Source organism: Leptolyngbya sp. PL-A3 (genome assembly GCF_039962325.1).
Lineage (GTDB): Bacteria > Cyanobacteriota > Cyanobacteriia > Elainellales > Elainellaceae > Vacuolonema.
Map to the genome: position 1 here is coordinate 1 of NZ_JAMPLB010000137.1, position 6,360 is coordinate 6,360.

The 6,360-nt window shown below is 48.6% G+C and carries 7 protein-coding genes; 2 read left to right on the top strand and 5 right to left on the bottom strand.

The window, feature by feature from the left end; translation table 11 throughout:
• Nucleotides 1–105: 105 nt before the first annotated feature.
• Nucleotides 106–417, bottom strand: a complete 312-nt coding sequence (locus tag NDI52_RS34520; protein WP_348257173.1) for a hypothetical protein — start codon at nt 415–417, stop codon at nt 106–108.
• Nucleotides 418–1,134: 717 nt separating this feature from the next.
• Between NDI52_RS34520 and NDI52_RS34525 the strand changes: the two genes are divergently transcribed.
• Entirely contained in the window at nt 1,135–1,821 is a 687-nt protein-coding gene (locus NDI52_RS34525; protein WP_348257174.1) for a manganese catalase family protein, read from the top strand.
• A 155-nt stretch (nt 1,822–1,976) separates the two neighbouring features.
• Here the strand turns inward: NDI52_RS34525 and NDI52_RS34530 are convergent, their stop codons facing one another.
• Nucleotides 1,977–2,441 (bottom strand): cupin domain-containing protein, encoded by a 465-nt coding sequence (locus tag NDI52_RS34530; protein ID WP_348257175.1) that lies wholly within the window; start codon nt 2,439–2,441, stop codon nt 1,977–1,979.
• 64 nt (nt 2,442–2,505) lie between these two features.
• Complete coding sequence (locus NDI52_RS34535; protein WP_348257176.1) at nt 2,506–3,336, bottom strand: oxidoreductase; 831 nt, start codon at nt 3,334–3,336, stop codon at nt 2,506–2,508.
• A gap of 220 nt (nt 3,337–3,556) precedes the next feature.
• Here NDI52_RS34535 and NDI52_RS34540 point away from each other — a divergent pair, with 220 nt between their 5' ends.
• Nucleotides 3,557–4,471: an AraC family transcriptional regulator gene (locus tag NDI52_RS34540; protein WP_348257177.1), complete on the top strand. Its 915-nt coding sequence runs from the start codon at nt 3,557–3,559 to the stop codon at nt 4,469–4,471.
• A gap of 295 nt (nt 4,472–4,766) precedes the next feature.
• Here the strand turns inward: NDI52_RS34540 and NDI52_RS34545 are convergent, their stop codons facing one another.
• Nucleotides 4,767–5,408: an ATP-binding cassette domain-containing protein gene (locus tag NDI52_RS34545; protein ID WP_348257178.1), complete on the bottom strand. Its 642-nt coding sequence runs from the start codon at nt 5,406–5,408 to the stop codon at nt 4,767–4,769.
• Entirely contained in the window at nt 5,395–6,339 is a 945-nt protein-coding gene (locus NDI52_RS34550) for an ABC transporter ATP-binding protein (RefSeq protein ID WP_348257179.1), read from the bottom strand. The genes NDI52_RS34545 and NDI52_RS34550 overlap by 14 nt, the downstream gene beginning before the upstream one ends.
• Between the last annotated feature and the right edge of the window lie 21 nt (nt 6,340–6,360).

Consider the following 6,360-nt stretch of genomic DNA (forward strand, 5'->3'; position numbering starts at 1 on the left):
AACAAGCTCTTCTCGTGGGGAAACATTGCCATAAATTTCTCCTGGATTCTTTTGGGAATTTGTTTGAGACTCTGCTGAACGTTTCAAAACAAGACCTCCCAAAAGTTAATCCAGCATTGCTACTGACACTCGTGATGCCAGCATTTGCTTGTACCATCCACCTCTAGATTTTTTCTGCCGCTCTGTACTTAAAGTATTTTTGTTTAATAGAGGCTCACTTAAAAGATTTAGAACACAGACGAGAAGCTTGGCCAGTTTTCTCAATTTTTTTGCACGTGCAAGCTGGCATTCTGCAAGAGCTAATCGTATACGTTCCTGCACCTCTGCTAGGGAGCAGTATGTACGATAAAAGACTGGATTGGCTGCACGCTCTGAAGCCTGGAAAAATCCTTCTGACTCATCAAACCAATAAACCATATCGGCTTTGCCTTTTGTCTGGATCTAGCCTGTTAGACCTAAGGTATCTTAGAAACTCGATAAATGACAACTTTTTAAGATAGATAGCTGTGACGTTGTCACCATCAAAAGACCGAATGGGATGGGAGGGGGCACTGTCCTATTCACTCTTGGCGTGGGAATTTAGACAGGAGAGGGTGTGTGTGTGAGGGGAAACTCTTAGGCACGGTTCTGAAGGCGGACGGGTTTTTGTGAGAGGGTTCGCCTACCCACCTCAATTGCCCGCTTTAAGGGAACAAATTAAACGGTGTGATGCCATCACTCATCAGAGGGAGAAGCATAAGAAGCAAACAATTCAAGTTGGGTTAGAACGGGCACAGGATGCTGGGCTAGTTCAATTGCAGATCTTGTCATCTCTTACTCGTAAAGCCCTGAATCACTATCGCTTCCCCTATATTATCTAGGCATGAATGAACGAGGTGCAGGAATTTTTCTCCTGATTTGGGATCTGCGCTCCCGCACACCCACACGCGATCGCACCTGTCTTGTCTGTATTAAGGTCACGCTTTCGATGGGATGACATTGAGGGTAACTACCTCGGTAGGAGCATGAGATGGTTAAGCTGATCAGTCTACGATTAGACCAATTGCATCATTTGTTTTTTCAGGCTTCCTAGATTCATAGAGTAAGTCTTAATTCACTACAAAGGCGAACGATGCAGAATATAAGGAGCATGGCGTGTTTTTTCATAAAAAAGAAACGATTCATTCAGTCAACATTCAAGAATCAGATCCACGTTTTGCTCAACTGCTTTTAGAGCAATTTGGCGGCGCAACTGGTGAGCTTACTGCAGCCCTTCAATATTGGGTGCAGTCATTCCATGTTGAAAATGCTGGCATTCGCGATATGTTGCAAGATATTGCGATCGAAGAGTTTGGTCACCTAGAAATGGTGGGTAAATTGATCGAAGGCCATACCAAAAATGTTGATCAAACAGAAGCTTTCAAAAGCAGCTTATTTGCAGTGCGCGGAATGGGACCTCACTTCCTCGACAGCCAGGGAAGTGCCTGGACAGCTAGCTACATCAATGAAGGCGGCGATGTTGTGCGTGACTTGAGAGCAAATATTGCAGCCGAGGCTGGCGCACGGCAGACTTATGAATCTTTGATTAAACTGGCTTCAGACGAAGGCACGAAGCAGACCTTAGTGCATCTTCTCACTCGTGAAATCTCTCACACAAAGATGTTTATGAAAGCCTTGGATTCGTTAGGAAAACTTGACGATCCATTCTTTGGTAATATTCAGCCTGATGAAACAGTAGATATATACTACAATCTGTCTTCAAATGGCAAAGAAGATCAGCGCGGGCCCTGGAACTCAGAACCTGATTTCCGCTATGTTGCTGAACCTAGTGCTTCAAGCTAGTTGCATTAGTTTCTGAACGTAAAAATCCCGTTGCTTAAAATTTCAAGTAACGGGATTTTAGCTGATTCTGTGAGTAAGAACGCTTAAATATTGCCAATTCTCAGAAAACTTCTCATCCAAAATCCCCGAAACTCTCAATCTCCACCTTGGGGTGATTAAACGGAGAGGGGCGCTCCAACGATCCAAGTGTCGTGCTGGCGTGCCAGATCCGTCCAACCTGCGGGCGGCGTTTGACCGATTTGGGGGAAGAATTCGTCGATGCCACCGGGGACGAAGGTTCCGAGCAACCGAGCCCTGCCAGGGCCAAGATTCACCCAACTATGCACCGTGTTACGGGGCACAACAACCGAGGTGCCGGGTCCGACCTCAAACTCTTCGCCCCCAGAGTAAAAGCGAAATCTGCCTTCCAGGACTTCAAAGATCTCTTCCCTATCTTTGTGATAGTGGAGCGGTGGACCCGAGAACGGTGGAGCATCCACTTCAATAATTGTGAAAGCCCCATCGACATCTTTGCTATGGACGCGGATAACCATCTGCTCATCGAGCATGGTATCAAACCAATCGAGGTTCTCGCGTTGTCCAACGATAGTAACGTTGCTTTGACTCGCTTCAGAACTCATTGTTTACCACCTATAAATGAAGTAGATAAAGGGGTTGCTAGGTTTGTAAACTTGGCTGCCTATCCTATTGGTAGTCAGTCGATTGAGACAGAGTGCGCCATTGTGCCGTTTCTTGCTCCACATAAGCGTTCTTCTGGGCAATCGCTTGAAGAGTATCTGTACCAAGTGGCAACCGGAGAGGAGGAGTCTCTGCATTTGCCAGTTGCAGCATCGCCTGGGCGAGCTTGACCGGATCTCCCGGTTGTTGATAGCTCAGTTGGGATGCGATTTTACGAACCTTACCGACCGTCTCGGCGTAATCGGAAATTTCCAGGGCAGTGCGTTGGAGCGAGCTACCATCGAGAAAATTGGTGCGGAAGTAGCCCGGCTCGACCACCGTTGCATGAATACCCAGCGGTGCTAACTCATCGTGCAGTGCTTCAGTAATCCCTTCAACGGCAAACTTAGTTGAGGAGTAGATGCCCCACCCTGGCGTGGAGCGATAGCCCCCGATCGACGATAGGTTAATAATGTGTCCAGAGCGGCGCTGACGCATACTGGGCAAGACGGCTCGGGTCACATTCAACAGCCCGAAGACATTGGTGCGATAGACGCGCTCAACCTCTTGGGCACTGGTTTCTTCGATGCCGCCCAGTATCCCAAATCCTGCGTTGTTGACTAACACATCGATCTGCTCAAAGCGTTCCAGTCCTGCTGCCACTGCCGCCTGCACTTGAGCCTCATCCGTAATATCCAGGCTCAGGGTCAGCGCATTGGGGTTCGACTCAAATTGCTCCAGATCGGACTTTTTGCGGGCTGTTGCAATTAACTGGTCTCCTGCGGCCAAAACGGCTTTTGCGATTTCGGCTCCAATTCCACGGGAAGCACCTGTAATGAACCATGTTTTCTGAGTCATTGGTCGATCTCCTTTATTGCCTTATCCTTTCATTGCCTTTCTGGCATGGGTTTATCATAGGCTTTGGGCAAAAGGTTCTAAATACATAAACTTTGCAGGTTATTGCCTGATTTTCTCAAGCGGCAGGATGGTACTCAAAAAAATCCTCTATAATAGGCGCAGCAAAACGATTCAGAGGGATGTCTCATACTCCTGCACTAAGCGTTTATGAGGAGCCGGTATGGCAGATGAATTCTTAAAGAAGACGATGATTGATGCGTGTCAAGAACTAGCGGAACTCGTGAACCGCCACACTGATGGCAGGGGGAATGGTACTCATTCAACGGCGATCGCTCCGTTGGAATTCATCCGGGAATCTGCTCCTACCGTCCTCCGCGCGGTGTATGAACCGACGCTTTGTATTATTGTTCAGGGGCAAAAGGAAACCTTACTGGGCCAGGAGACCTATCGCTACGGGGCGGCTCAATATCTTGTGGTCACAGTGGATTTGCCGCTTAATGGAACCATTGTCGAGGCGACACCGAATCAGCCGTATCTCTGCTTCAAGCTGAACCTGGATGCAACTGGGCTTTGGGATATCATCGACCAAATCGGGCGCAGCCCAGATCAAACAGAAGGTTCGGTTAGAGGCTTGTTCGTAAGCGATGCTGATGCCTCGTTGATTGAGTGTGCTACACGACTCACCCGGCTTCTGGACAGGCCCCAGGATATCCAATTTCTGGCACCGATGATGATTCGCGAAATCTACTATCGTCTTTTGATGGGTGAGCAGAGCGAAGCGGTTTGGCAGATTGCGACGGCTGGCAGCCATATGCAGCGAATTGCAGCGGTGATTAAACAGATCAAAAGTGAGTTTACAAAAACGTTGCGCATGGAGGATTTGGCAAAGCAAGCGAGGATGTCTTCTGCATCATTCCATCGGCACTTCAAGGCCGTGACCTCGATGAGTCCGTTGCAATATCAAAAGCAGTTGAGGTTATTGGAAGCCCGTCGTCTGATGCTGGCTGAGAATGCAGATGCTACCCATGCGGCGTATCAGGTGGGTTATGAGAGTCCTTCGCAGTTCAGTCGCGAATACTCCCGCATGTTTGGTGCACCACCGATGAAGGATGTTGAGCGTTTACGAGTTGCCTGAGAATCGACTGTTCAGCGAGTGCTGATATTTACATATCCATAAGGGCCGTTATCTCTATCTAAAATCTGCAGATGTTTTATTCTTCTAATATTTAGCGCATATCCTATGAGCTCCAGCATATATTCACACTGAAGTGACATGGGAAGAAGTGAGTCCATTATTTGGATGGATTAAGAGCAACCCGGTTTTCGACGCTATACCAAAAATGTATTTAAGTAGATGGTGACTGAAGTGCATTTGAGGACAATGGGTGAGGAGAATAACAAATAGAACTTGTTGAAGCGTGGCAAATGCTTCAATTTGGCCGTACTCCTGATGCAACCCTATCATGGGTTGTTTTTTGCGTTAGATCAAGAATGTGGTCGCACAACCGATTCAATAACATCTGTTCGTGGCTGATGACGAGCAGCCCAACTTCGTAGGTGCGGGCATAATGGAGCACTGCTTGCCAGATTAACGCTTGAGTGTTGGCATCCAGCATCGCTGTCACTTCATCCGCGATGAGATAGCGGGTTGAGGAATTAAGAACGCGAGCCACAGCAATGCGTTGCAGTTCTCCTCCACTGAGTTCATGGGGATAGCGATTTAGCCAGTCTTTATGAATGCCCAAAGCCTCCATGAAATCAGGCGATGGGTTATGTCCCTCTTGTAAGATTCTACGAATACGCCATCGGGGATTAACGGTTAACTCTGGGTTTTGAAAGATTAACTGCACAGGGGAGTAGCCCCGCAAGGGGAAGGGTTGATGGTTAATCGTCACACTGCCCTTGGTGGGTTTCAGGTAGCCCGCTAAAAGTTTTCCCAGGGTTGTTTTGCCAAATCCTGATGGCCCCATTAACCCCACGACTTTACCAGGAGCGATCGCCACACTAAGATCACGCAAAATCCACTCATGCTTGGGATTATAGCGATAGGAAAGTTCTTTACCAATTAGCATGGTGATTCTCCGCGTGAATACAGCGTACAGGCGCGCCCCGAACGATACGAAACCGAGGGCGTGCCGCACAACAAGCTTCTGTTACCCAGGGGCAGCGATCGCTAAATAAACAACCGACGGGCAATGCGTCCGGACTGGGCTGGCTACCGGGTACCGGAATGAAATCGTTTTGGGGAAGCGATCGCCATAGGGCCTGGGTGTAGGGATGGCGAATTTTACCCTCAAAGAAATCTCTGACGTTTGCAATTTCAACCGTCGTACCAGCGTAGAAGACGGCCACTTTATGAGCTACCTGAAGAGCCGCCTCAATGTCATGAGTAATGAGAATGACCCCTTTGCCTTCGTCTGCCAGCTCGCGTAGGTGATTCAGGGTTTCTTTCACCACATCGGGATGAAGACCAGGCGTGGGCTCATCTGCAATGACCAGAGCGGCCTGGCTCACAACGGCTGTGGACACAAGAACGCGACGAGCCATGCCGCCAGAAATCTGAAACGGATAGTATTGCTGAACGTTGGGATGCAGATCATAGCGGCAGAAGGTACGATCGACTGTTTGTGTAGCCTGTCGTTTGGACAAACCACCCAGTTGTGCCACTCGCCTGACCTGTTGACCGACCTGCATCAGCGGATCAAGATAGCCAATCGATTGAGGAATTAACGCCATCTCTTTACCTCGCAAGGATTGGCAGCGTTGAGGGGTCAGCGGTTCACCCTTGAAGGCGATTGCCCCACTCACGTGGGCATTGTCTGGTAAAAGCCCCAACACCGCATGGGCTAACAAGCTTTTGCCAGACCCACTTGCCCCTACAATGGCAACGACTTCCCCTGCACGAACCTCTAAATCCAATTCTGTAATGACCGTCAATTGCTTTTGGGTCAATCCCTGGTCATACATCGTAAATGTAACGCTGAGATTTTGTACCGATAGCATGATCACCCCTGGCTTGTTTTT